Raw genomic sequence first — 23,368 nt, forward strand, 5'->3', positions numbered from 1 at the left:
TTTATATGATGGAAACAACAGAAAAGTTAAGAGAAAAACCGATAAAAAGTTTATTTATTTCATATTTAATACCAGCTGTTCTTGGAATGGTATTAATGTCAGTTAATATTGTGATTGATGCGGTTATGATTAGTCGGGGAGTTGGAGCAAACGGATTAGCGGGAGTAAACGTGGCTATTCCAGCCTTTTCAATTTTCTTCTCTATTTCATTATGGATTGGAATGGGCGGGGCAACGTTATACTCCATTGCACTAGGTGAAAATAAAGTAGAAAGAGCAAGGTCTATTTTTACGCAATCCATGACGGTAGCAGTAATTATCGTAGGTGTTTTAGCTGCGATTTGTTTATGGAGAATAGAAGATTTAGCATACTTATTCGGTGCAAATGAAGTGATTTTACCGTATGCGTTAGACTATTTACACGTATTATTAATGTTTGGAATGATATACGTGTTAGAAAATATTTTAAGTACATTTATACGAAATGATGGAAATCCTAATTTAGCAATGGCAGGTCTAGTTGTAACGGCTGTATTAAATATAGTGTTTGACTATATCTTTATATTCATCTTTGGATGGGGCGTAACAGGTGCTGCTTCAGCGACTATTCTTTCGGCAGCGATTGGTTTCCTTGTATTATTATCTCATTTCTTTAGGAAAAGTAGTATTTTAAAATGGACGAAATTCCATTTTGAGTGGGATACAGTTAAACAAATTATGATAATCGGTTTCCCGAGCTTTACAGCAGAAAGTACAGTAGCGATTGTAACGATTGGTTTTAATATTGCATTCGTTCAATATGCAGGAGAAGTTGGAGTCGCTTCTTATGCGATGGTGAATAGTATTCATGCGATGACATTACTACTATTCTTCGGTGTTGGAGCAGCATTACAACCGATCGCTAGTTTCCATTACGGCGCAAATTTATCAGAGAGATTGCGCGAAGGATTAAAGTTCGCTGTAAAAATTGCGGTAGTACTCGGTGGTATTGCAATAATTGTCGGATTATTCTTCGGGAAATATATTATTGGTCTATTTGATGTCCAATCTCCAGAGTTATTGGAGTTAACATTAACGGGTATTAGCTTGTTCTTTATCCAATATGTATTTTTAGGCTATAACATTGTGTATGGAGAGTACTTCCAATCCGTGCGACAAACGACAAAATCAGTACTTATTATAATGAGCCGAGGGTTATTATTTATTATTCCATTATTATGGATTATGCCAAAATTATTTGGGATAAATGGAATTTGGCTCGTTATGCCAGTAGCTGAAGTATTGACAGCGATTATTGTATTTACGATGAATCGTATGAAACATCCTGTTCCATTAAATATGGCGGGAGAGAAAGAAGCGATATAATGAAGAAAATCCCCTTGAGTAAGTAAGGGGATTTTTTACTCTTTTAAACTAATCGCAAAAGATCCATCTGTTTCTTGAACAGACGCGAAAGCAACGCTTTTAATATTAGTGATGCCCTTTTCTTTTAATTCTTTATATAACCACTTTTCGTCCTTATGAATTAACTTTAAGTTATCGTATTGAATTTGCGAATCAACGATAAGGGCAATTGGTAATCCAGCATACGTAACATCTATGTTCAAATCTTTTGGAGTTAATGGTACAAGTTCACGCTTTGGTAAAATGCTAATGGCTCCGTTCGCTTCTAAAATAGCATATTCAATTTCGTGAACACTTGGATATCCTGCGACGCGAAGGTTAGACAGTAGTTCAGCGATTGGATATCTACTTTTTTGTAAGTTTTCAAAAATAATATCACCATGTTTAATTAAAATGATAGGGTGCCCGAGAATAAAACGATTTAGTTTGTTTAGTAAGCTTAATTTTGTAAGAAGCAAATGCAAACATGTAATAACGACCATACCGAGAAAAGCTTGCAAAGCACCAGAGACAGGTATGGCCTGAAAAGCTAAATAAGATAAAAAGATAATAGCACCAAAATCATGAGGAGTTAGTTGTGCCAAAGCAGATTTACCGAGCATCTTAAGTGAAAGTAAAAATAAGATGAAAAAGAATGATACGTTACATAAAAAGAGAAGCAATAAGGACACTCCTTCGTACAAAGTTGTACTTACTGTTCCCGAAAGGAATATAAATATTACTTTCCAGAGGATAAATTAGGGTGAATTGAAATTTGTCTGTGTACAAACGAATAAACGGATATTATGATGAAAGAAGTAAAGAACATAGGAGTATACGGATATGAAAAAGAAGAAAATAATTACGTATATGATAGCAATTATAATGGTTTGCGCCGTTTATGTGGGATTTTTACAATATAACATTTATAAGGATGGGCATATGAAAGCAATTGACGATGCTGATTATATCATTGTACTAGGCTCGAAAGTAAATGGGACGAAACCATCTTATTCATTGCAATATCGTATTGATAAAGCAGCTGAGTATTTACAATCACATGAAAAAACAATTGCGATTGTATCTGGAGGGAAAGGCAAAGGGGAAGATATTTCAGAAGCATTAGCAATGAAAAATGGATTAATGAAACTAAAAATTGCAGAAGACCGCATAATAATGGAAGATAAGTCAACGAGTACAGATGAGAATATTAAATTCTCAAAACCGTTAATTCCAGACAATATGAAAAAAGGAATGATCGTAACAAACGATTTCCATATGTTTAGAGCGAAAAAAATAGCAGCAAAACAAGGTTTACAATTAGAAGGTCTTCCGGCCGAAACACCGAAGCGAATTGTCATTCCATCGAATATACGAGAGTATTTAGCTATTACGCAATATTGGTTTATGAATCGAATATAGAAAAAGTAATCCCATCTGGAAGTCCAGTCGGGATTATTTTTGATGAAAATCTTACAAATATGTCATGTTCATGAAAGGTAAAGCGATAGTTTCTAGAAGCGATTCCTGACATAATGAAGATAACAAAAACTATTTAGAGGTGAATCGGATGAAAGGAAATAATATATTATCTTCACTATGTTACTTTAGTATCTTTTTTGCACCATTTTTACTGCCAATTATCTTGTACTTCGTTGCGGAGGATGAAGTGAAATACCACGCGAAAAAAGCATTTTGGTCACATATTTTCCCGTATGCGATTTTATTTGGTGGATTAGCAATATCCGGCATATATGGCTTAAGCTCCAATCAATCTGATGGTGCTGGAATTGGAATGATGATCACATATGCGGTGTTCATTCTTGTAGGGATTTATTACTTCATTTGGAATATCGTAAAAGGTATTAAAGTTTTGAAAACAGCGTAATAAGATAAGAAATAATTTGGTGTGAGTTTGTCGTTATTTGTCGGTAAGTCGATATATTCGAAAAATCGTTGATATAATTAAATTATCGTTAATATAATTTCATTTACCGTATTGATAGACGTTTTAGAAAGAGCAATTCAAAAAGAATTGCTCTTTTTGTGCTTATAAGTTGTGAATATTGAAAAAGATATGTTAATTTTTCATTATGAAGAGAAAAAAGGAGTGTTTTTCATGAATGAGATCATACATAAAATGGAGCAACACGTTTCAGTTCGTAAATATAAAGAAGAATCAATTCCGAAAGATGTAGTAGAAAGAATGGTACAAGCTGCGCAGCATGCCGCTTCCTCACATTTTGTACAGGCGTATTCTGTTATATATGTAACAGATCAAGACCTAAAGGCTAAACTAGCAGAGTTATCCGGAAATCGTCACGTGAAAGACTGCGCAGCATTCTTTGTTTGTTGTGCAGATTTAAAACGACTTGAAATAGCGTGTGAACAGCATAGTACAGAGATAAAACATGAAGGAGTAGAAGACTTTATCGTTGCAACGGTAGATGCTTCACTTTTCGCGCAAAACTTAGCGTTAGCAGCAGAGTCGTTAGGATATGGTATTTGTTATATTGGTGGTATTCGTAATAATCCGAGAGAAGTGAGTGAATTGCTTCATTTACCGGATAAAGTATATCCTGTATTCGGAATGACGGTTGGCGTACCAGATGAAAATCATGGAGTGAAACCGCGTTTACCAGTAGCAGCAATCCTTCATGAAAATGGATATGATGAAAAGAAATATGATGAATTATTAAACGAATACGATGAAACGATGAGCTCGTATTACAAAGAAAGATCAGCAAACAAGAAAAACGTAACATGGACGGAATCAATGAGTTCGTTTATGGCTAAAGAAAAAAGAATGCATATGAAAGAGTTTTTAAGTGAAAAAGGATTTAATAAGAAATGAGCAAAAAGGCGGACCTGCATGCAGGTCTGCCTTTTAATGAAGCTGAAGTGAAGGAGAACTTGCAATACTTTAAAAATGTAACAGAGGTTTGTAATGAAACGTTAGTTTAAGTGAAGATAAAAAGCGGCATAATAGCCGCTTTTTATCGTTTAAGTCTATATGTTTTTGTACAATATAAAGCATCTTTTATCTTGAAAACGTACTTATAATAAATGCAAACTTTCAATAAGAAGATACATACCTGTACAACTCAAAAGGATGTACGTAAATATTTTAAAAATCCGTTGATTAAGCCATTTGAAAATAATTTGACCTATATACAAACCTAGAAATACGATTGGAATAGCATAAAAACTTGATTCCCAAATCGTTTTGCTTGTGCCAGTAAAGAGTATTTGAGTTAGTAGACTAATGAAATATATAAACAGATAAAAAGCCAATGTAGTTGCTCGTAACTTCTCCTTTTTCGTATCAGTTCCTGTAAAATAAAGTAACAGGGGAGGACCTGGCATACCGATACTTGTCGTTAATAGCCCAGATAATCCGCCAACTATGAAATCTCTAGATTGTGTTGATTTAATCTTAACGTTGCATAATAGTATCAACGTTAATAGTAAGAGTAGGATGCTAATTGCTAATTTAAATGTGTTGATGTTAATAGAAGTGAAAATAAAAATACCAAAAGGAACACCAACTATACTTCCGAAAATTAATCTTTTCAGTAGAATAAAATCAATGTCCATTCTTATTTTCCAGATGAGTGATATGGAAATAATTAATGATAAAATGATATTTATTTGTATAGCTTCTTGTGGTAGAAATAACATGAGTAAGAAAGGTGTTGCCATAATAGAAAAGCCAAAACCTGTGCTTGTTTGTAAAATAGAAGCTACTAATATAATACATATGAAAATGAATATAATCTCCAAAATAGCCCTCCTACATAATTAGATCCAATACATATTTTAACATAAAGTGATACTTTAATCAGTGGGGGGCTTACTGTCCTTTAATACGGAAAAAAAAGCGGCTAAATAGCCGCTTTTTTTCCGTATTTAATATTCCAATGATGACCCTGTAGCTTTAAAATACTTTTCACGTGAAGGAGTCATTACCCGGATTGCTAATAAACAGGAAAGGAAAAGAATGAGTAACGAGCTACTTATTACAGTAATTTGAACAGAAAGAAATTGTGCGGATGCTCCAATTGCTAAAACGAAAAAGATTTGGATGAAATTCTTTATGGAATCAAATACGCTATCAATACGTCCCATCATATGTACAGGGATGTTATTTTGATAAAATGTTATAAAGCCAGTACCAGCAAATGATGAAGAAATGCCAAGTAAAATGAAACCACTCGCTGCAACTATAAATGAATTTGAAAAGGCGAAAATTACATAGCCTATTGCTGTGAAAATCATACCTAATCCGATACAATGTTGAATTGGTAATCGTTTAGCAAAGAGAGAAACAAGAAATGAACCGAAAACGTAAGCAGCACCAGTTATACTAACAAGCATGCTATATTCTATATTGGATAAAAACAGTACTTGTTTTGTGAAAACAACTTCTTGTGAATCGAGTGCCATAGAGACAAGCATAGTAGCTTGAAATAAAACGAATATGAGAATAATGTAAGTTTCAGTTCGAGCGAATGAAAAAACTTGTTTCCAATCACTTCGTAATGTTTGTACGAAAGTATTTGCAACCTCTTCTTTTTGCTTTGTTTGTAATGTAATGTTTGGCAAGAAGTAAATGAGAATAGTAGAAAGTAGAAAGGAAAGAGAATTGCAGTAAATAACAAAGGCTGCTGAGTACGTGGTGAGAAGTATTCCAGCAAGGGCTGGACCGATAATAAAAGCCCCGTTTGTAAATAAGCTATTCCAAGCATTAAATTGAGCGCGTTCTTCAGCTCGTATGAGCATCGTTTTATAAGTGAATGAAGCTGGATCGAAAAATGATGTAGCGATGCGAGTCAAAAAGATAAAAATATAAATGGCCCAAATAGAATCAAATAATGGAATACAGCCAATGAGAGCTGCTCGAATTATATCTGTGATGAGCATAATGGATCGTTTGTTTAATCGATCTACTATACTACCAGACCATATTTTTGTAACAACGGTAGCAATTGGACCTACAATCCATAATCCTGCTACAGCAGCAGGGGAGTTTGTGCTATTTAACACCATTAAGTTTAGGGCGATGAGATACATAAAATCACCTAAACGAGAAATTCCTGTTCCCGACAATAATAATAATTTATTTTTCATGAGCAGTTGGACCTTTCTTTTATTGTTTTTTAATCCTGCAGGAAATAGCGTATTCCTCTTCGGAGTTTGATTGACGAGCGGTTTTGTTTTCCCAGCGTAATAAAACTTGTGTAACTTCCCAAGTAAGCTGTTGTAATTCCTCTGGAGTTAAAAATAAATGAGATACAATATGACTACCTGTATTCGTTCCTTCTGTGCCGCTTTCTTCAATATAGAAATGAGCAGATTTTGCCTTGTAATATTTTTCAATAATTCCTCGTTTTTCTTTCGTGTCTACTAATTCAAGTAACCCTCCATCATATAAAATTTGAACGTGATAATGTACGCTACCAGCAGATTTATTTAGTTTAGTAGCTACTTGTTTTGCAGTGAGTGCTTCATCTTTTAAAAGGTGAAGAATTTGAATGCGAGTTGCGTTGGAAATGAGCTTCTGCTGCTCAGCTGAAATAGTAAGTCTATCGTCAAACATTATGACATCTCCTTTCTTATAATCTAAATTTATTGTACATTCTAAAAAATTAGAACGTAAGGGAAATAAATCGCCTTTTTCCTTTATATTTCGACATAAATAAAAATAGCATGTCTATAAACATGCTATTAAGTGATAGTAGATTCTTCACTCAGTTTCCCGCGATAAAACAGGTAAAGCCATATAAAACTAACAAAAATACAGCATATAGCTAATAGGCTACCAATAATTTGCGGAGAAAGAATTTCTAAAAGCGCTCCTGTAAAAAACATGGATAACTGAATAAGAGATCCATAAATGCAATAATGGAATGAAAAAACTTTACCCATCATATTTTCATTCGTGTAAGTTTGAAGTAATGTCGTATCAAGTGGAACGATGATTCCTCCTGCTATGCGCATACAGAGTAGTGTAATGATACCGATAATAAGTTGATCGGATAAAATGAATCCGAGAAAGAAAATTCCTTGTAGGAAATAGGCTCAACCAAATGCTTTTTTCATTTTTTCTTTATTATGAGACATATAAAGATTAACGAGGAGGCTTCCCATCATAAGCCCAGCCCCTTGAACCGTATATAAAATTCCAATGTTGGTGTAGAAAATCTTTTCGGCATAGATCGTTAGAAGTAGCTGATAAGCGCCTCCAATCATGCCCCATGAAATGCCGACAAGAATTAACGTTAAAATGATTTTTGTTTGTAATATGTATGTGTAACCATCTTTTATATCAGTAAAAAATGGTTTTTTCTTGTTACAAGTATCATGAAAAGGGACACTCATAGTATAGATAAAATAGGCTGAAATAAAGTATGACAGGCTATTTATTAAAAAAGCGAACTCAATATGTAAAGATTGTGCAAGGATTCCGCCTAAAGAAGCCCCCATAATAGACATAAAACTATTCATTGTACTAGAAAGAGAGTTAGCAGTTACGAAATGATTTTGGTGTACGATATTCTTTAAGGTTGCTTGTTTAGCTGGTTCAAATAAACAAGAAAGTACAGATAAACATATATTAGTAATGAAAATAATTTCAATATTATAACTTGCGAGTAAGTATGTAAGGACTAGAATTCCCCGTGTAATATCGGTAAAAATCATAATATTCTTTTTAGAAAAACGATCTACAATTCCACCTATGAATGGACTAAGAAGAAGCTGTGGTAAACCTTTACTTATCAAAGTAAGGGCGACCATAAAAGGCGATTTCGTTGTACTGTAGACGAATGTTAATAAAGCTACAGTATGAAACCAATCTCCAAGTACACTTAATGTTTGCCCATAAAATAGTTTTTTGAAGTTATTATTTGTTTTCAGAAGTGTGCTATAAGAAACTGACATAAAAGATTAATCCTTATGTAATGATGCTGCTTGAACTTGTTTTTTCCATTCGCTTAAATACACTTTTTCTTCTGTAGGAAGTCCAACAGGTAATTGTGCAATCAATTCTAAACTATTTCCGTCAGGATCGTTAAAGTATACGGCGGCATGCGCCAATTCTGGAAAAACAATCGGTTCAATTGGTTCCATTCCGAAATCTTTTCGTACTGAAATGCCTTTTTGGTTTAGCCAATGTATCGCATTTTCTAAATCATGTAAGCTTACTTGAAAGGCGATATGTCGTAAAGAGGGATGATAATTAACTTTATATTCTGTGCCTTCCCAAAGACCGAGCCAACTTTCGTTTTCTTTAATCCAAAAGAAAGCAATATCATCTCCTCTTTTATATAATTTCAGTCCAAGTGATTCATAAAAAGATATTGATATCTCTAAGTTTCGGACAGGTAAATGTGCTTCGTAAAGACCTTTAATCATTGTAATCCTCCTTAGTAAAATATTTCTTATTTCATAGTAAACGTCTTTTTATGAGTTGAAATCGCAAAAAAGAGGGATATCACTTCATACGAAAGTATGAAAAAACAGCTCAAATATGAGCTGTTTTCGTATAGTTTTTCGTTCATTTGTTAAGGATAGGATATATTAGTATCCGTATCCGCCGCCACCCCAGCAGCTACATCCGATGATGATTAGAAGGATGAATAGTACGATAAGCAAAGCAAATCCACCGCCGAAACCAGCGCAACTTCCACCATAGCTCATATGTTTTCCTCCTTTTGAGTAAGTTAATCTATATAATTCATGGACTACTGTATACAGTATGTTTTTTGTATGGAAAAGGAGCCAGTCTCTTTTGTAATTAGACAAACGCCTGTATGGTTATTTTGATTGTATATTGTGCTAGGGATATGTGAATGAATCGCTATATATTTTGCAATTTGTTCATAAAAAATATAAAAATTGTAAAAAAAACCATTTTTATATTTTTTTATGAGAAGATTTGTACTATAATTTTACAAGTAATATTATGGGAAAAGGGAGTTTTAGTAAAGAGATGGAGATGGGAAAATTACACAATAAAATAGAAAATAAAAAGAAAGAGCTAATCCAACTTGTTGCTAGACACGGATTGGATCATGATAAAGTTTTGTTATTTAGCCGAGATTTAGATATACTTATTAATAAGTTTATGAATGTAAAAGATAAATTACATAAATAATTTGTAGTTTTTTATATTAGGATATTTTGCGAAAAAGGAGAGGAAATTATTTGGAACATTTACAAGAAGAGTTATATAAACAAATAAAAGAAGAAAAAGGTATTGTTACAGTTTTTTTAAAGAGTGGCGTTAGAATAGTAGGAGAAATTGTTGCGATAGACAAATTTACCGTTTTAATGTTAGTTGATGGAAAACAACAACTGATTTACAAGCAGGCTGTATCAACGATAATGAAATAAGACACTCAATTTGAGTGTCTTTTCATTATCGTTTGCAAGCTTCCACGTCAATGCCGGCAGCTAGTAATTTCTTTTCTCCATCTTGTTCAATCATTTTTTGTAATTTAGATAGGAAAGAATCAAAGTTTGTATGCTTTGCCACTTGGAATGTCATTTTATGCTCAATTGGTAGCCACGTATCAATATCAGCTTCGTTATGCTGAATTTTAACCTCAAGCTTATCAAGTGCGTTGGCAACTTTTGCTTCGTACGTTTCTTTCGCTTCAAACTCCATCCATAAATCATATAATTCCTCACCGAGAGAACCTTTTAATGTTCGTTTAATATTTAAAATGGCTTCTTGCTCATTTTTTTGTTTTTGTAATTGTAATTCATGACTATTCATTGTATCAAAAGCAGGAATATCACCAGCTTCAGCTTCGACTAGGTCGTGAATGATAACCATTTTAAGTAATTTTTCAATATTTACTTTTTGATCTAAATAAGGCTCGACTAAAATGGCCATTAGAGACATGCGCCACGTATGTTCAGCAACGCTTTCTTGACGTCCGTTAGAAAGCCAGCTATGTCGCATTTCATATTTTAGTTTTTCTGCTAGTGCAATGACTTGTAAAATGTTATGTTCCATCGTGATCCTCCTCATATTTCCATACTATAATTCTAATATGGAAATGAAATGTGTCAATTCTATGAGTATATTGCGATAAATAGATGACGAGCGTATAATACTTATTATATGTGAAAACGTATTATTAAAATAAAAAAATGTTTTATAAAAATGAAAAGGGAAGGGCCGGAATATGGGAGACGAAAATCAAGTGTTTGCTAGACCAGAAAGAAAAAAAAGGAAGTTTGATATTTCTAGCCCAGTGGGCATAATAGTAGGTTTTGCTATTGTAATAGCAGCAATTATGATTGGCGGCGGCGGAGTAAAAGCTTTTAAAAACTTTTTAGATGTTTCATCTATTTTAATTGTAATAGGGGGAACAACTGCGACAATTGTTGTGGCATATCGATTTGGAGAAATAAAAAAATATACGAAAAGTATTTTTACTGTTTTACATAGAAAAGAAGAAGATTTAGAACAGTTAACGGATTTGTTTGTCGATTTTTCGAAAAAGTCTAAAAAACACGGCCTGCTTTCTTTAGAAGTTGATGGAGAGCAAGTAGACAATCCTTTTATTCAAAAAGGAATTCGATTAATGTTAAGTGGTTACGATGAAGAGGAATTAAAAGAAGTGTTAATGAAAGATGTTGAAACGGAAGTGTATGAGTTAAGAAAAGGGGCAGCATTATTAGATAAAATTGGCGATTTCGCTCCAGCTTGGGGCATGATAGGGACTTTAATCGGTCTTATCATTATGCTTCAAAACTTGCAAGACACATCGCAGATTGGTACAGGGATGGCAGTTGCGATGTTAACGACATTGTATGGGTCAGTACTTGCAAATATGATTGCAATCCCTCTTGCTGAAAAGGTGTATCGTGGTATTGAAGATTTATATACAGAGAAGAAGTTTGTTATTGAAGCGATTTCAGAATTATATCGCGGTCAAATCCCTTCTAAATTAAAGTTGAAACTCGATACATATGTATACGAAACAAAGATAAAAAAAGTAAAACGAGCAGCCTAATATTTCAAGGAGTGGTATGGTGATGATGAAACGACCGCAAAAGGGATCGCCTCGTTGGATGACGACTTTTACAGATTTAACGATGTTATTATTAACTTTCTTTGTATTACTAGTTGCTACATCAAAGCAGGATGCAGTAAAATTGTCAAAGATGCTTGAAAAGTTTAGTGACGTGGAGCAAGTAGATGCAAAAGTAATGGAAAATACAATACCAGATATTTCACATGAAAAAAATGATGAAAAAATGGTCTCGAAAAAAAGAATGGATGAATTATATAAAAAGTTAAAAGCATATGTAGATAATAACGGTATTAGTCAAGTGAATGTATATCGAGAGGATACGGGAGTAAGCGTCGTTATAGTAGATAATTTAATATTTGATACGGGTGACGCGAACGTTAAACCAGAAGCGAAAGAGATAATAAGTCAATTAGTTGGGTTTTTCCAATCAGTACCAAATCCGATTGTTGTTGAAGGGCATACAGATAGTAGACCTATTCATAATGACAAATTCCCTTCTAACTGGGAGCTGTCTTCAGCAAGAGCAGCAAATATGATTCACCACTTAATCGAAGTGTATAATGTGGATGATAAAAGGTTAGCTGCGGTAGGATATGCAGACACAAAGCCAGTTGTACCAAATGATTCACCGCAAAATTGGGAGAAAAACCGTCGCGTTGTCATTTACATAAAAGAATAGTATATTATCATTTTAATAATAAAATAATGAAAATACGAAAATTCTTTTAAAAAAATATTAAATTTTATCATTTTATTTTGTATAATGAGTGAGAATGATAAGGTGAAATATTAAGATATATTTATACATAGAAGGAGAGAATTAAAAAGAATGGCACATAAAATTTTAGTTGTAGACGATGCGATGTTCATGCGAACGATGATTAAAAACTTATTAAAAAGTAATTCTGAATTTGAAATTATTGGTGAAGCAGAGAATGGAGTAGAAGCAATTCAGAAGTTTAAAGAACTTCAACCGGATATTGTAACATTAGATATTACTATGCCAGAAATGGACGGACTTGAAGCGTTAAAAGAAATTATTAAAATTGATTCAAGTGCAAAAGTTGTTATTTGTTCTGCAATGGGACAACAAGGTATGGTATTAGATGCAATTAAGGGTGGAGCAAAAGACTTTATTGTAAAGCCGTTCCAAGCGGATCGAGTAATTGAAGCTTTAACAAAAGTAGCAAACAGCTAATATAGAAGGGGTGCCACAAGGAATCTAAACATTGATAGCGGATATGCGTGTGGCCCCCTTTTTTCTTGCTGTAAAACACTAAATTGTTATACATAAATGAAATGTTTGTTAGACAGGTAGGGGATGAAAATGCAAACAGATCTATTAAATATATTTTTTGAAGAATCAGAAGAACATTTACAATCGCTAAATGAAAATGTGCTAACTTTAGAACAAAATCCCACTGATATGGATGTTGTGGGAGAAATATTCCGCTCAGCCCATACATTTAAAGGTATGTCAGCGAGTATGGAATTTACGGAAATGGCGGATTTAACGCATAAAATGGAAAACGTTTTAGATGAAATTCGTCATGGGAATATAGTTGTAAATGCAGAGATTATTGATGTGATTTTTGAGTGCATTGATAATTTAGAGAAGATGGTTGCAGATGTGCAACAAGGCGGAATGGGCAATATTGATGTAATTACAACTAAGCAGAAATTAGAAGCATTATTGAATGGCAATGTAGAAACTCCTGCGGAATATATTGAGCAAGAACCTATAAATAATGATAATGCAGTTTCGCATGAAGTGCATATAACTGTTGAGCAACATGCTATTTTAAAAGCAGTACGTGCAATTATGTGTATTGAAGCACTGCAAAATGTAGGTAATGTACAAAAAACAGTTCCAAGTATTGAAGAAATTGAAGCGGATGCTTTCGGGTTTGAGTTCACAGTATTTATGGATACTGATCAAAGTGAAGAAGAATTAAAACAAGTAGTGCTTCATGTTTCTGAAATTGAGAAAGTAGAAGTGAAGCAAGGACATACATTAAAAGAAGTAGTCTCGAAAGAATTGGGTACACAAGAAGCTATGCAGGAAGATTTACAAGCGGCTACGCATGTGGAATCAACTAAAGAAGTATCGAAGCAATCAGCTAATGCTACACCTGCTAAAAGCGCTGCAAAAACGAAAAATGGTAAAGTGGAAAATCGTTCCATACGTGTTCAATTGGAAAAAATTGAAAGATTAATGAACATGTTTGAAGAAAGTGTAATTGAGCGTGGTCGTATAGATGAATTGGCACAAGCAATTCAAAATAAGGAATTAATTGAGCATTTAAATCGATTAGGCGATATTTCAAAAGATATTCAAAATGTACTACTAAACATGCGTATGGTACCAATTGAAACGGTATTCAATCGTTTCCCGCGTATGGTACGTATGTTAGCGAAAGATTTAGGGAAGAAAATCGATTTACAAATTACAGGTGAAGACACAGAAGTTGATAAAATTGTTATTGATGAAATCGGTGATCCACTCGTCCATTTAATTCGTAATGCAATTGATCACGGTGTTGAAACTGTTGAACAACGTCGTGATGCAGGGAAAAATGAGACAGGTACGATTAAATTAGAAGCGTTCCATAGTGGAAATCATGTCGTAATTCAAATTACGGATGATGGAAATGGAATTCATAAAGGGAAAGTATTAGAAAAAGCGATTAAAAATGGTGTTGTAACAGAATCTGAGGCAAATAAATTAACGGATCGTGAAGTATTTGATTTGATCTTCCAACCAGGATTTAGTACAGCTGAAGTTGTATCAGACCTTTCTGGGCGTGGCGTTGGATTAGATGTAGTGAAACATACGATCCATAGTTTAGGTGGACATTTAATTATTGATTCTGAAGAAGGAAAAGGTAGTACATTTAGAATTGAACTGCCATTAACGTTGTCCATTATTCAATCTATGCTTGTTCAAACGAATGATAAACGTTATGCTTTCCCTCTTGGTAATATTGTCGAAGCAATTCGGATTAAGAGAGAAGACATCCAATCCTTACAAGGAAAAGATGTGTTAAATTACCGTAATCAAATTATTGAAGTGAAGCATTTAAGTACTGTATTTGGTGAAAAAACAGTAGATGAGGCGTTTGCGTCATATGATGGTCAAATGGTTCCTGTGTTAATTGTTCGTAATACACATCGCAGCTATGGACTTATTGTAAACACAATTATCGGTCAAAGAGAAATAGTCCTAAAGTCATTAGGTGACTTCTTTGCAGAGAGTTCTAATTATTTCTCTGGTGCGACAATTCTCGGTGATGGACGAGTGGTCCTCATTTTAAACCCAGAAGGTTTATAATAGGAATGAAGGAAAGCTCCCCACTTGTATACAATTGGGGAGCTTTTTGGTTAATCGTTACTAAACTGAAAATGGGAATAAATACATAGTAACGTTTTATATAATAAGTTTGTTAAAATAAAATGAGAGTTTATATCATTTGATAGAAAAACAGAAATGAGGAGGCAGAGAAAATGCCTGAGCAACACACAAAAGGGGATACGAGCACAATTGTGCTAGAAAAAGAAAATGAGCATTTAACGCCTCAAGAATGCGATATTCTTGGCGAAATTGCAAATATATCATTTGGTTCAGCTTCGACTGTATTATCAACAATCTTAAATAGGCAAGTAAGCATTACTGCTCCTCGCATAGAATTGGTAAATTTATATGATTCAAGCGACGTCGAAGTTCCACACGTTGTATTAAACATTCATTTTACAAAAGGATTAGATATGGAAAACCTTCTTGTTCTTAAGCAAGATGTTGCATTATCCATTGCTGATTTAATGATGATGGGAACAGGTGAAGTAGAAGACGGAAAAGAACTTGGTGAATTAGAGCTAAGTGCTGTACAAGAAGCAATGAATCAAATGATGGGATTCGCAGCTACATCTATGTCTGAATTCTTCCAAGATACAGTAGATATGTCTCCGCCGACAATTAAAGTTGTAAAGTTATCAGAAGAAATGGAGAAAATTTCTGAGATTGATGGGAATCAAACGATTGTTAAAGTATCGTTTGATTTAAAGATAGATAATCTTGTAAACTCTAAACTTGTGCAAATTGTTTCAGTTGAACATGCGAAACGAATGGTAAATAAATTAATGCAATTATCTGGTGGAGTAGAAGAAAAAGACGAGCCAGCGGAAGTAGTGGAAACTGAGATTGTAGAAGAACAAGTTGAAAAAGAGCATTTAACACAAGAAGAGAAAGATGTCCTTGGGGAAATTGCAAATATTTCAATTGGTTCCGCTTCAACAGTATTGTCAACACTTTTAAATCAGCCAGTTACAATTAGTACGCCCAATGTAGAATCAATCAATGTTCGTCATTATGACGGAGTACCAGTCCCATTTGTTATTTTAAATGTTGATTTTGTTGAAGGACTAAAGAATGAGAATGTATTCGTATTTACGAAAGATGTCGCTTTAACAATGGTAGATTTAATGATGATGGGAACAGGGGAAGTTGATCCAGAGAAAGAACTTAGTGAATTAGAACTGAGCGGTATTAAAGAGATCATGAACCAAATGATGGGGCACGCTGCAACGGCGATGTCAGAAATGTTTCAAGAAAAAATGGACATGACACCACCAAATGTTAAATTCGTAACGTTAAAAGAAGAAATGGAATATTTGGGAGAGTCAATGAAAGTGGACGAACTCGTCCAAATTACGTTCAACCTTGAAATTGGCGACCTGCTTCAATCGAAAATGTATCAAATTTTACCGATTTCAGAAGCGAAAGAAATGGTAAGAAGACTTCTATATCCAATGATGGAAGAGGAAGAAGAGATTGTTACGGAAGAAATTGAAGAAGAAAAAATTGTAGAACCTGTTGTGCAACCTATTGAATTTAAAGAAGTAAAACAAATGGAACCAGTATACATGGACACATCCATCTTACAAAATGTAGAAATGAATGTGAAATTTGTATTTGGAAGCACAGTGAAAACAATTCAAGATATTTTAAGTTTACAAGAGAATGAAGCGGTTGTACTAGATGAGGATATTGACGAGCCAATTCGTATTTATGTAAATGATGTATTGGTGGCGTATGGTGAACTTGTAAATGTAGATGGATTTTTCGGAGTAAAAGTGACGAAATCGCTATAAGTCGTTGAAATAGGAGTTTGAGCTAGTAGATGAAAAACGTAAAGTTTTTTCTAATGAGCTGGTTATTCATAAATATGTGTCTGTTCTTCCCTCTGCAAAGTCAGGCGGAAGAACAAATTGAGCCAGATCAAAAACTAAATGAAATGAATGTGCAAGAAGAAAACAAAGAAGTTCATGGGCAGCCAGAGCAAGTGGAAGTGAATCAAGGTAAAGAGCAACAACAAGAAGTAGTAAATGAACAAGAGGTCGAAAAAAAGATAGAGACGGATCAAGGGGTTATTACAGTAAATAAGTCGGAAATAAAAGTTGGCGAAGAAGTGCGAGTTATTGTAGAGCCGAAAGAGCAAAATGTTCAAAGTATAAAAGGTATTTTGCGCTTGCCAAAAAACGGCGATCAGTATGAACAAGAAAGAATGCTATCGTTTAAATATGAAGAGGAAACAAAGCGATGGATTGCTAACTACAAGGTCGAAACTTTTGATTTGCAAGGTGATTGGAATCTTCAGCTCATTCAAAGTTCTAAAGAAGCTGAGAAAGAAGAGCTTATAGAAAATGAAGTGAAAGTCCCATTTATTCGCATAAATAATGACACGCCAACAATAGATAAAGAACTGCCGAAGTTGCATAAAGTTACTGTTGACGAGGCGAAAGAGAAGCTAATTGAACGGAAACAAGGCGATTCTATACGTGTGCGAGTGAAGGCGACGGACGGAGAATCAGTTGTGAAAGAGGTTCGTGTTACATTAAAAGGGAAAGAAAATAAAGAAATTACATTTTTATTAGATTACAATAAGCGCGACATGGATTGGCAAAAAGTATTTGAAATAACGGATGCGTTGCCAATCGGGACATACGAAATACTTGTAGAGATAGTAGATGCGGCCGGCAATAAACTGGTTGAAGAAAGTGAATATATCGTTTCTGTTTTGGAGCAACAAACAGAAGAGGATAAAAAGGTAGAAGAACGAGAGAATGAAGATAAATTAGAAGATAAGAAAGAAACTGAGGAGCAGGAAGAATCGAAAGTAGAGATTCCACTTCTGGAAGAAAAACCGCCAGTTGTTCAAATTCCGAAGCAAGAAGAGAAAATAAACGATTTTATAAAAGAGCCGCTGAAAGAGAAAGAAGAAATTACTTACTTTATAAAAGAGCCGTTGGAAAATCATAAGGAATTAAGTGATGGAAAGGCTCAAAAAGAGAATAAAAGTAGAAATGACAATGGAGTCGTTTCGAAAAAGAAAGAACAAATAGAAGAACCGCAAAAGAAAAAAGAAGACAGTAGCGAACAAGGAGTACAAGCTTCTAATGTGTTTGCTATTATGTCAGGTTTATTCGTATTGTTTTTAGTTTTAAAGAGTAATAAAGAATGGGGCTAATTATTTCATCGTAATGGAGGCGCTTAAATGGAAATTAAACGTACGACAATTGAAAATAAGACGCTACAACCATTAAAACAGCCTGCAGCTATTTCAGAACATGAGATTCAGAAAGAACGAAAACGTAGTAACCTAGTGTTTACTGGACATTCTAAAATCATTATGAAAAATAATGCAATCGGAATTTTACTTGCTAGTTTAGGTGACGGAAAGATTGTGAAAGAAATGCTTTCTAAAGAGATGGATACAGTGTTACAACTTTTTAAAAAGTTACACACGCTATCTGGAGAAGGAAAGCAAACCGAAAAAGTATATGAACAAATAATGAGAAACTTGCAAGGGCTTGTAAAACAGGCGCATATAAAAGAACTTCCTTTGTTAGATGGAACGTATGATTTCGCTGAAGTACAACTATCATTTGACAGAAAGGTACATATTCCGTTGCTAGATGTAAGTGCACTCCTTTCTAGCGTGGAGAGTGATTCATCAGAAGGAAATATAAATTTAATGGTAACGGTTATTACTGCTTACATAACGAAATTGTCTAACGAAACTATTTTAATTAGCGTTACAGATCGCACTGCTAAAGAGCGGGATGTAAGTGTATGGAGAGCGCTCGCAGAAATGAATATGACACAATTATCACAGGCGTTGAAACAAACGATGCAAGAACATAAATGGTCAATGACGTTTCTTTTTCTCTTTATATGGGTTGTTTGTATTATTTTAATTCGAGTTATATAAAGAGGTCGTCACTTTACATTGTGACGACCTCTTTTATATTTTTTCGTAGAAGAATGTATCAAATCTCTGAAGATTATAACGTTCAGGTGTTAAAATTTGTTCGGTACTACCAACAAATAGTACGCCGCCTTTTCGTAAAGAACGACTAAACTTTTCATAAAGTTTTACCCTTGCTTCTTCAGTAAAGTATATCATTACGTTGCGACAAATGATTAAATCGTAATTTGTATCGAACGACTGCATTAACAGGTCGTGTTGTTTGAACGTGACGTTTTGCTTAATATTTTGATGTAATGAATATATATCATTCTCTTTTGTAAAATGGCGTTCTTTCAAATCAATAGGTAATTCTTTTAAAGAACGTTCTGTATATTGACCGCGTTTTGCAGTTTCTAAAATGTGAAAATCAAGATCCGTTGCTATTATTTCATAGCGAAATGGAGATAGATGTTTTGATAAAATTAAAGAGAGTGTATACGGTTCTTCACCGGCAGCGCAAGCGGCACTCCATACTTTTAATTTTCCGTTATTTTGTTCAAGTAATTTTGGTAGTGCTTTCGTCTCTAACGTTTGCCAACGTTCTTTATTTCTAAAAAATTCTGAAACGTTAATTGTAATATAATCAATAAAACTTAAAAATAAATTTTGATCGGTACGTAAATTGCTTAGAAAACTAGTGTAGTTCTCAAAGCCCTTTCTCGAAATAAAAGCATCGATTCTACGACGCATTCTATCTTGTTTATATGAAGCGATATCCATATTGAATTGTTGTTTAAAACTCGCGATAAAATGATCATAATCTTGTTCAATTATCATATTTATAATAGGCACAATAACGATATTGTGCCTCCCCCTTTACATCATACGGATTTTTTGTTCAAAGTTTTTTTTCATCTGTTTTTCATGTAAACCTGGTAAATCATAAATAACAGCATCAATCCCAGCTTCTTTTGCAATATCAACGGGAATGACAGATGTATGCTTGTCTCCGTTATAAAAACAGAGAACTAAATCGGTATCTTCAATAATTTGTTTAACAAAAAACATATAATCTGATCGGTAAATAGAGTCGGAAGGATGATCAAAAGCAACATACTCGGCTCCGTGTGTTTTTAAATAATCAACGATTTCTTGAAATTCATCTGTTACTGCTTGAAACGGTTGTAGCGTGTAAAGGCATAAATTTTGAGCGAGTCTTTCGTTTTCGACGAAAAAACGAAGTACCTCATTTTCAATAGATTTATAACATAATATGTAAATTTTATGTTTGTGAGCATAGTCAGTTAAAAATTTTTTAATTTCTTCTTGATCTAATGCTGTTAATTGATTTGAACCACAAAGAAAAATATTCATAGAATTGTGCCACCTCATGCTAAATTGTAACATATCTTCTATAAAAAATAACTGCAAAATATTAGTGTTCAGAGTATAATTATAAATAACTAGATTTTACGATTAACTTTAGGAAGAAATAAAAAAATAAAAAGGTGATATATATGCTGCGTTCTATCTCGCATAATCCAATTTTATCGCATATACCGCCTGCTACTCAAATGCCGAAAGAAGCAAATGTCAGGACAGGACTTGCATTTTCGGATAATTTGCATGCAGATCCGAAAAAAGATAAATTGCTAGAACAAATGGAAGCATTTGTCGATAACATTGGAGAAATTAAAGAGAAAATTGAAATGGAATTAACACTTGATAACGTAATGGAATACAAAAATACAGTAAAATCATTTTTGAATTTTTACGTTGACAATGTATTGCAATATAAAGATGTCATGTCTCGTCATCCACGTTATGGATATTCACAGAAAATGACGATTGTGAAACAGGCGGAAATGGGATTGAATGAGTTAGAAGATGTTATGAATTTAATTAATACAAAAACGGGACATTTAGAAATGTTAAATCAAATTGGAGAAATCCACGGTTTAATTGTAAATTTAGTCTTGTAAAAGGGAAGGAAGCTATATGTATATACAATTATATGAAAAGCTCGTTATTATTCAAAAAGCATATGAAAATATTCAAGCGCTTGGAGAACAAATATATGAGAATTTAAAACATAAAAATGTAAATGCGGTTCAAAAACTGCAAATAGAGCAATTGCAGTATATTGATGGTTTAAAAAAGTTATCAAATTCATTTGAAGAAATGGTTGTTCAGTTTTGTAAAGAACAGGGAGTGGAATCATTTCGCGTAAGTGCGTTATTTTCGTATTTTTCTCATGAAGAAATTGAAAAAATAGAAAAATTACAAAAAAACTTAACTGAATTAGAAGAGAATGTAAAAATGATTCTTTTGAAAAATCAATATTACTTAAACGTACTATTAAAAACTACAGAAAGTATTGTGGATTCCGTTTCTGAATATAACTTAGAACGAAACAATAATTCGCAAATCTTTATGAACGAACTATTGTAAAGGGGAAGTGAAGCATTATGAGATTATCTGATTATAATACCCCGTTATCGGGCATGCTAGCGGCACAAATGGGATTACAAACGACGAAACAAAACTTGTCTAACATTCATACACCTGGATATGTACGTCAAGCGGTGAATTTCGGTTCTGTTGGAGCAAGTAATGGGCATACGCCGGAACAAAGAATAGGATACGGTGTACAAACGTTAGGTGTTGATCGTATTACAGATGAAGTGAAGACGAAACAGTTTAACGACCAATTATCTCAACTCGCTTACTATAATTATAAGAATTCTGTTTTATCACGAGTAGAGTCTATGGTAGGAACGACAGGGAAAAATTCAATATCTAGTTTAATGGATGGATTTTTTAATGCTTTTCGAGAAGTTGCAAAAAATCCGGATCAATCAAACTATTACGATACGCTAATTTCTGAAACTGGGAAGTTTACAAGTCAGGTAAATAAACTTGCGAAAAACTTAGATTCAGTAGAAGCGCAGACGACAGAAGATATTGAAGCACATGTTAATGAATTTAATCGTCTTGCTGCTAGTTTAGCAGAAGCGAATAAAAAAATTGGGCAGGCTGGTACACAAGTACCGAATCAACTTTTAGACGAACGTGACCGCATCGTTACAGAAATGTCAAAGTACGCCAATATAGAAGTATCTTATGAATCTATGAATCCTAATATCGCAAGTGTTAGAATGAATGGTGTTTTAACAGTAAATGGACAAGATACATATCCGCTCCAATTAAATAAAACGAAAGAGCCAATGTCAGTTGAAATATACGGTTCGGAAATCCCTTTAACTAGTGGTGCAATAAAATCAGCGGTCGATACGAAAGGGCAGATTGCTAGTTATAAAAAAAATCTTGAAGACTTAATGAGTTCAGTGAAAAAACAAGTAAATACAGTGATGGGAAAAGATTTCTTCGTTGGAGATTATGCGAAAGAGTTGAAGTTAAATCCAGAATTCGTGAATGATTTTTCGAAAATGAAAATATCTGCTGAAACTGCAAATAAACTGGCAGGAATTACAGATGACAATTATAAAGAAGGTCTTTCATATAAAAAAGCATTGGACCAATTCATCGTTAAGGTAGCATCTGATAAAAGTGAAGTGAATGGTTATCAAAAAATTCATGGAGATTTATTAGAAGGTATTCAGCAAGAAAAGATGAGTGTCGAAGGTGTGAATATGGAAGAGGAAATGGTAAATTTAATGGCCTTCCAAAAATACTTCGTAGCAAATTCTAAAGCTATTTCTACGATGAATGAAGTGTTTGATAGTCTGTTTTCGATTATCCGATAGGGAATAGTAATTGATTGAAAATAAGTAAGGAGGAGATAGGAATGAGAGTATCTACATTTCAAAATGCAAATTGGGCAAAGAATCAGTTAATGGATTTGAATGTGCAACAGCAATATCATCGAAATCAAGTAACTTCAGGCAAGAAAAATCTTCTTATGAGTGAAGACCCACTTGCAGCAAGTAAATCATTCGCGATTCAACATTCGTTGGCGAATATTGAACAAATGCAAAAAGATATAGCGGATTCTAAAAATGTACTAAGTCAGACAGAAAATACATTGTCAGGTATTGTGAAATCTTTAACGAGAACGGATCAATTAACGGTGCAAGCATTAAATGGGCCAAATGGTGAAAAAGAATTAAAGGCAATCGGTGCCGAAATCGATCAAATTTTAAAACAAGTTGTATATTTAGCGAATACGAAAGAGCAAGGTCGCTATCTGTTTGGTGGAGATAGTGCAGAGAAGCCTCCATTTGCGGATGATGGGACATACCAAGGCGGCGAAAAAGATGTAATGTGGAAGCTAAATGATGGTTATGAAATTAAAGCGTTTCGTAAAGGTGAGGACTTACTAACTCCTGTTATTCAAACGTTAGTAAAGATGAAAGACGCGATGCAAAACGGTGATCAAAAAGCGTTACAACCGTTATTAGCGGAAAATAAGAAAAACTTGGATAGTGTTATTAATCGTACAACAGAAGTAGGAGCAACGATGAACACTGTAGATACGTTTAAGACAATTTTAAGCGAGCAAAATCTAGCCCTTCAAGAAAATCGTAAAGAAATCGAAGATGTTGATTTAGCGGTAGCAATTTCTGACTTGGCGTATATTAATGCGACGTATGAAGCGACGCTTAAAGCAGTTAGCACGATGAGCAAAACGAGTATTTTAGACTACATGTAAAAAAATAAGGAGTGA

The 23,368-nt window shown here is 33.9% G+C and carries 26 protein-coding genes and 2 pseudogenes; 18 read left to right on the forward strand and 10 right to left on the reverse strand.

What is annotated here, in order from left to right:
* The first annotated feature begins 8 nt into the window (after positions 1–8).
* On the forward strand, positions 9–1,364 hold the full coding sequence (locus tag JDS82_RS04465) for an MATE family efflux transporter (RefSeq protein ID WP_048566923.1): 1,356 nt from the start codon (positions 9–11) through the stop codon (positions 1,362–1,364).
* Between the two features lie 35 nt (positions 1,365–1,399).
* Here JDS82_RS04465 and JDS82_RS04470 read toward each other — a convergent pair whose 3' ends face one another.
* Positions 1,400–2,065 (reverse strand): DUF421 domain-containing protein, encoded by a 666-nt coding sequence (locus JDS82_RS04470; protein ID WP_000923941.1) that lies wholly within the window; start codon positions 2,063–2,065, stop codon positions 1,400–1,402.
* 187 nt (positions 2,066–2,252) lie between these two features.
* Here JDS82_RS04470 and JDS82_RS04475 point away from each other — a divergent pair, with 187 nt between their 5' ends.
* The 4 genes and pseudogenes from JDS82_RS04475 to JDS82_RS04490 all read left to right on the forward strand — a co-directional run.
* Entirely contained in the window at positions 2,253–2,804 is a 552-nt protein-coding gene (locus tag JDS82_RS04475; protein ID WP_306339637.1) for a YdcF family protein, read from the forward strand.
* 148 nt (positions 2,805–2,952) lie between these two features.
* A complete protein-coding gene (locus JDS82_RS04480) occupies positions 2,953–3,270 on the forward strand; it encodes a magnetosome magnetite crystal formation protein family (RefSeq protein ID WP_199712760.1) in 318 nt (105 codons plus the stop codon).
* A gap of 231 nt (positions 3,271–3,501) precedes the next feature.
* Positions 3,502–4,236, forward strand: coding sequence for an oxygen-insensitive NADPH nitroreductase (gene nfsA, locus JDS82_RS04485; protein WP_001002400.1), 735 nt, complete (start codon positions 3,502–3,504; stop codon positions 4,234–4,236).
* Between the two features lie 32 nt (positions 4,237–4,268).
* Positions 4,269–4,346: pseudogene (locus JDS82_RS04490) on the forward strand (glutamine amidotransferase); the annotation flags it as partial.
* A gap of 93 nt (positions 4,347–4,439) precedes the next feature.
* Here the strand turns inward: JDS82_RS04490 and JDS82_RS04495 are convergent.
* The 6 genes and pseudogenes from JDS82_RS04495 to JDS82_RS04520 form a co-directional block, all read right to left on the reverse strand.
* A complete protein-coding gene (locus JDS82_RS04495) occupies positions 4,440–5,165 on the reverse strand; it encodes a sulfite exporter TauE/SafE family protein (RefSeq protein WP_199712761.1) in 726 nt (241 codons plus the stop codon).
* A gap of 126 nt (positions 5,166–5,291) precedes the next feature.
* Positions 5,292–6,512: an MFS transporter gene (locus JDS82_RS04500; RefSeq protein WP_199712762.1), complete on the reverse strand. Its 1,221-nt coding sequence runs from the start codon at positions 6,510–6,512 to the stop codon at positions 5,292–5,294.
* 19 nt (positions 6,513–6,531) lie between these two features.
* Positions 6,532–6,981 (reverse strand): ArsR/SmtB family transcription factor, encoded by a 450-nt coding sequence (locus tag JDS82_RS04505; protein ID WP_000459087.1) that lies wholly within the window; start codon positions 6,979–6,981, stop codon positions 6,532–6,534.
* 128 nt (positions 6,982–7,109) lie between these two features.
* A pseudogene (locus JDS82_RS04510) lies at positions 7,110–8,324 on the reverse strand (MFS transporter).
* Positions 8,325–8,330: 6 nt separating this feature from the next.
* Complete coding sequence (locus JDS82_RS04515) at positions 8,331–8,798, reverse strand: VOC family protein (protein WP_048561281.1); 468 nt, start codon at positions 8,796–8,798, stop codon at positions 8,331–8,333.
* A 165-nt stretch (positions 8,799–8,963) separates the two neighbouring features.
* Positions 8,964–9,083, reverse strand: coding sequence for a YjcZ family sporulation protein (locus JDS82_RS04520; protein WP_000120179.1), 120 nt, complete (start codon positions 9,081–9,083; stop codon positions 8,964–8,966).
* 238 nt (positions 9,084–9,321) lie between these two features.
* Between JDS82_RS04520 and JDS82_RS04525 the strand changes: the two genes are divergently transcribed.
* Positions 9,322–9,540, forward strand: coding sequence for an aspartyl-phosphate phosphatase Spo0E family protein (locus tag JDS82_RS04525; protein ID WP_002108625.1), 219 nt, complete (start codon positions 9,322–9,324; stop codon positions 9,538–9,540).
* Positions 9,541–9,590: 50 nt separating this feature from the next.
* Positions 9,591–9,779, forward strand: coding sequence for an RNA chaperone Hfq (gene hfq / locus JDS82_RS04530; protein WP_000400662.1), 189 nt, complete (start codon positions 9,591–9,593; stop codon positions 9,777–9,779).
* A gap of 25 nt (positions 9,780–9,804) precedes the next feature.
* On the opposite strand, the gene JDS82_RS04535 is transcribed toward hfq, so the two are convergent.
* Positions 9,805–10,407 carry an HD domain-containing protein gene (locus JDS82_RS04535; RefSeq protein ID WP_000400774.1) on the reverse strand — a complete coding sequence of 201 codons (603 nt, stop codon included), beginning with the start codon at positions 10,405–10,407 and terminating at the stop codon, positions 9,805–9,807.
* A gap of 172 nt (positions 10,408–10,579) precedes the next feature.
* Here JDS82_RS04535 and JDS82_RS04540 point away from each other — a divergent pair, with 172 nt between their 5' ends.
* From JDS82_RS04540 to JDS82_RS04570, 7 genes are all read left to right on the forward strand, one after another.
* The gene (locus tag JDS82_RS04540) at positions 10,580–11,413 is read left to right on the forward strand and encodes a flagellar motor protein MotP (protein WP_199712763.1); all 834 of its coding nucleotides are present in this window, start codon (positions 10,580–10,582) and stop codon (positions 11,411–11,413) included.
* 22 nt (positions 11,414–11,435) lie between these two features.
* Positions 11,436–12,113, forward strand: a complete 678-nt coding sequence (locus JDS82_RS04545; protein ID WP_000977943.1) for an OmpA family protein — start codon at positions 11,436–11,438, stop codon at positions 12,111–12,113.
* A gap of 150 nt (positions 12,114–12,263) precedes the next feature.
* Positions 12,264–12,632, forward strand: a complete 369-nt coding sequence (locus JDS82_RS04550; RefSeq protein ID WP_000940570.1) for a response regulator — start codon at positions 12,264–12,266, stop codon at positions 12,630–12,632.
* Positions 12,633–12,761: 129 nt separating this feature from the next.
* Positions 12,762–14,765 carry a chemotaxis protein CheA gene (locus tag JDS82_RS04555; RefSeq protein ID WP_001192600.1) on the forward strand — a complete coding sequence of 668 codons (2,004 nt, stop codon included), beginning with the start codon at positions 12,762–12,764 and terminating at the stop codon, positions 14,763–14,765.
* A gap of 173 nt (positions 14,766–14,938) precedes the next feature.
* Positions 14,939–16,582, forward strand: coding sequence for a flagellar motor switch protein (locus tag JDS82_RS04560; RefSeq protein WP_001115030.1), 1,644 nt, complete (start codon positions 14,939–14,941; stop codon positions 16,580–16,582).
* Between the two features lie 29 nt (positions 16,583–16,611).
* The gene (locus JDS82_RS04565) at positions 16,612–17,958 is read left to right on the forward strand and encodes a transglycosylase (RefSeq protein ID WP_199712764.1); all 1,347 of its coding nucleotides are present in this window, start codon (positions 16,612–16,614) and stop codon (positions 17,956–17,958) included.
* A 27-nt stretch (positions 17,959–17,985) separates the two neighbouring features.
* Positions 17,986–18,702, forward strand: coding sequence for a hypothetical protein (locus tag JDS82_RS04570; protein WP_199712765.1), 717 nt, complete (start codon positions 17,986–17,988; stop codon positions 18,700–18,702).
* Between the two features lie 33 nt (positions 18,703–18,735).
* Here JDS82_RS04570 and cheR read toward each other — a convergent pair whose 3' ends face one another.
* Complete coding sequence (cheR, locus tag JDS82_RS04575) at positions 18,736–19,518, reverse strand: protein-glutamate O-methyltransferase CheR (RefSeq protein WP_000582891.1); 783 nt, start codon at positions 19,516–19,518, stop codon at positions 18,736–18,738.
* Between the two features lie 39 nt (positions 19,519–19,557).
* Positions 19,558–20,055, reverse strand: coding sequence for a hypothetical protein (locus tag JDS82_RS04580; RefSeq protein WP_001020104.1), 498 nt, complete (start codon positions 20,053–20,055; stop codon positions 19,558–19,560).
* A gap of 143 nt (positions 20,056–20,198) precedes the next feature.
* Here JDS82_RS04580 and JDS82_RS04585 point away from each other — a divergent pair, with 143 nt between their 5' ends.
* The 4 genes from JDS82_RS04585 to JDS82_RS04600 are packed head-to-tail and all read left to right on the forward strand — an operon-like array spanning position 20,199 to position 23,353.
* Entirely contained in the window at positions 20,199–20,663 is a 465-nt protein-coding gene (locus JDS82_RS04585; protein ID WP_000946323.1) for a YaaR family protein, read from the forward strand.
* Between the two features lie 16 nt (positions 20,664–20,679).
* Positions 20,680–21,132: a hypothetical protein gene (locus JDS82_RS04590; protein ID WP_000275870.1), complete on the forward strand. Its 453-nt coding sequence runs from the start codon at positions 20,680–20,682 to the stop codon at positions 21,130–21,132.
* Between the two features lie 17 nt (positions 21,133–21,149).
* Positions 21,150–22,448, forward strand: a complete 1,299-nt coding sequence (flgK, locus tag JDS82_RS04595) for a flagellar hook-associated protein FlgK (protein ID WP_199712766.1) — start codon at positions 21,150–21,152, stop codon at positions 22,446–22,448.
* Between the two features lie 41 nt (positions 22,449–22,489).
* Positions 22,490–23,353, forward strand: a complete 864-nt coding sequence (locus JDS82_RS04600; RefSeq protein WP_001266398.1) for a flagellar hook-associated protein 3 — start codon at positions 22,490–22,492, stop codon at positions 23,351–23,353.
* Positions 23,354–23,368 lie beyond the last annotated feature (15 nt).

Source organism: Bacillus cereus group sp. N14 (assembly GCF_016483555.1).
GTDB classification, from domain to species: Bacteria; Bacillota; Bacilli; order Bacillales; family Bacillaceae_G; genus Bacillus_A; species Bacillus_A wiedmannii.

Bases quoted from the DNA above. Each gene is read 5' to 3' on its own strand.
- JDS82_RS04465 (WP_048566923.1), top strand. From the start codon at position 9: ATGGAAACAACAGAAAAGTTAAGAGAAAAACCGATAAAAAGTTTATTT.
- JDS82_RS04475 (WP_306339637.1), top strand. From the start codon at position 2,253: ATGATAGCAATTATAATGGTTTGCGCCGTTTATGTGGGATTTTTACAA.
- JDS82_RS04480 (WP_199712760.1), top strand. From the start codon at position 2,953: ATGAAAGGAAATAATATATTATCTTCACTATGTTACTTTAGTATCTTT.
- nfsA (WP_001002400.1), top strand. From the start codon at position 3,502: ATGAATGAGATCATACATAAAATGGAGCAACACGTTTCAGTTCGTAAA.
- JDS82_RS04500 (WP_199712762.1), bottom strand. From the start codon at position 6,512: ATGAAAAATAAATTATTATTATTGTCGGGAACAGGAATTTCTCGTTTA.
- JDS82_RS04505 (WP_000459087.1), bottom strand. From the start codon at position 6,981: ATGTTTGACGATAGACTTACTATTTCAGCTGAGCAGCAGAAGCTCATT.
- JDS82_RS04515 (WP_048561281.1), bottom strand. From the start codon at position 8,798: ATGATTAAAGGTCTTTACGAAGCACATTTACCTGTCCGAAACTTAGAG.
- JDS82_RS04520 (WP_000120179.1), bottom strand. From the start codon at position 9,083: ATGAGCTATGGTGGAAGTTGCGCTGGTTTCGGCGGTGGATTTGCTTTG.
- JDS82_RS04535 (WP_000400774.1), bottom strand. From the start codon at position 10,407: ATGGAACATAACATTTTACAAGTCATTGCACTAGCAGAAAAACTAAAA.
- JDS82_RS04540 (WP_199712763.1), top strand. From the start codon at position 10,580: ATGGGAGACGAAAATCAAGTGTTTGCTAGACCAGAAAGAAAAAAAAGG.
- JDS82_RS04545 (WP_000977943.1), top strand. From the start codon at position 11,436: ATGATGAAACGACCGCAAAAGGGATCGCCTCGTTGGATGACGACTTTT.
- JDS82_RS04550 (WP_000940570.1), top strand. From the start codon at position 12,264: ATGGCACATAAAATTTTAGTTGTAGACGATGCGATGTTCATGCGAACG.
- JDS82_RS04555 (WP_001192600.1), top strand. From the start codon at position 12,762: ATGCAAACAGATCTATTAAATATATTTTTTGAAGAATCAGAAGAACAT.
- JDS82_RS04560 (WP_001115030.1), top strand. From the start codon at position 14,939: ATGCCTGAGCAACACACAAAAGGGGATACGAGCACAATTGTGCTAGAA.
- JDS82_RS04565 (WP_199712764.1), top strand. From the start codon at position 16,612: ATGAAAAACGTAAAGTTTTTTCTAATGAGCTGGTTATTCATAAATATG.
- JDS82_RS04570 (WP_199712765.1), top strand. From the start codon at position 17,986: ATGGAAATTAAACGTACGACAATTGAAAATAAGACGCTACAACCATTA.
- cheR (WP_000582891.1), bottom strand. From the start codon at position 19,518: ATGATAATTGAACAAGATTATGATCATTTTATCGCGAGTTTTAAACAA.
- JDS82_RS04580 (WP_001020104.1), bottom strand. From the start codon at position 20,055: ATGAATATTTTTCTTTGTGGTTCAAATCAATTAACAGCATTAGATCAA.
- JDS82_RS04585 (WP_000946323.1), top strand. From the start codon at position 20,199: ATGCTGCGTTCTATCTCGCATAATCCAATTTTATCGCATATACCGCCT.
- JDS82_RS04590 (WP_000275870.1), top strand. From the start codon at position 20,680: ATGTATATACAATTATATGAAAAGCTCGTTATTATTCAAAAAGCATAT.
- flgK (WP_199712766.1), top strand. From the start codon at position 21,150: ATGAGATTATCTGATTATAATACCCCGTTATCGGGCATGCTAGCGGCA.
- JDS82_RS04600 (WP_001266398.1), top strand. From the start codon at position 22,490: ATGAGAGTATCTACATTTCAAAATGCAAATTGGGCAAAGAATCAGTTA.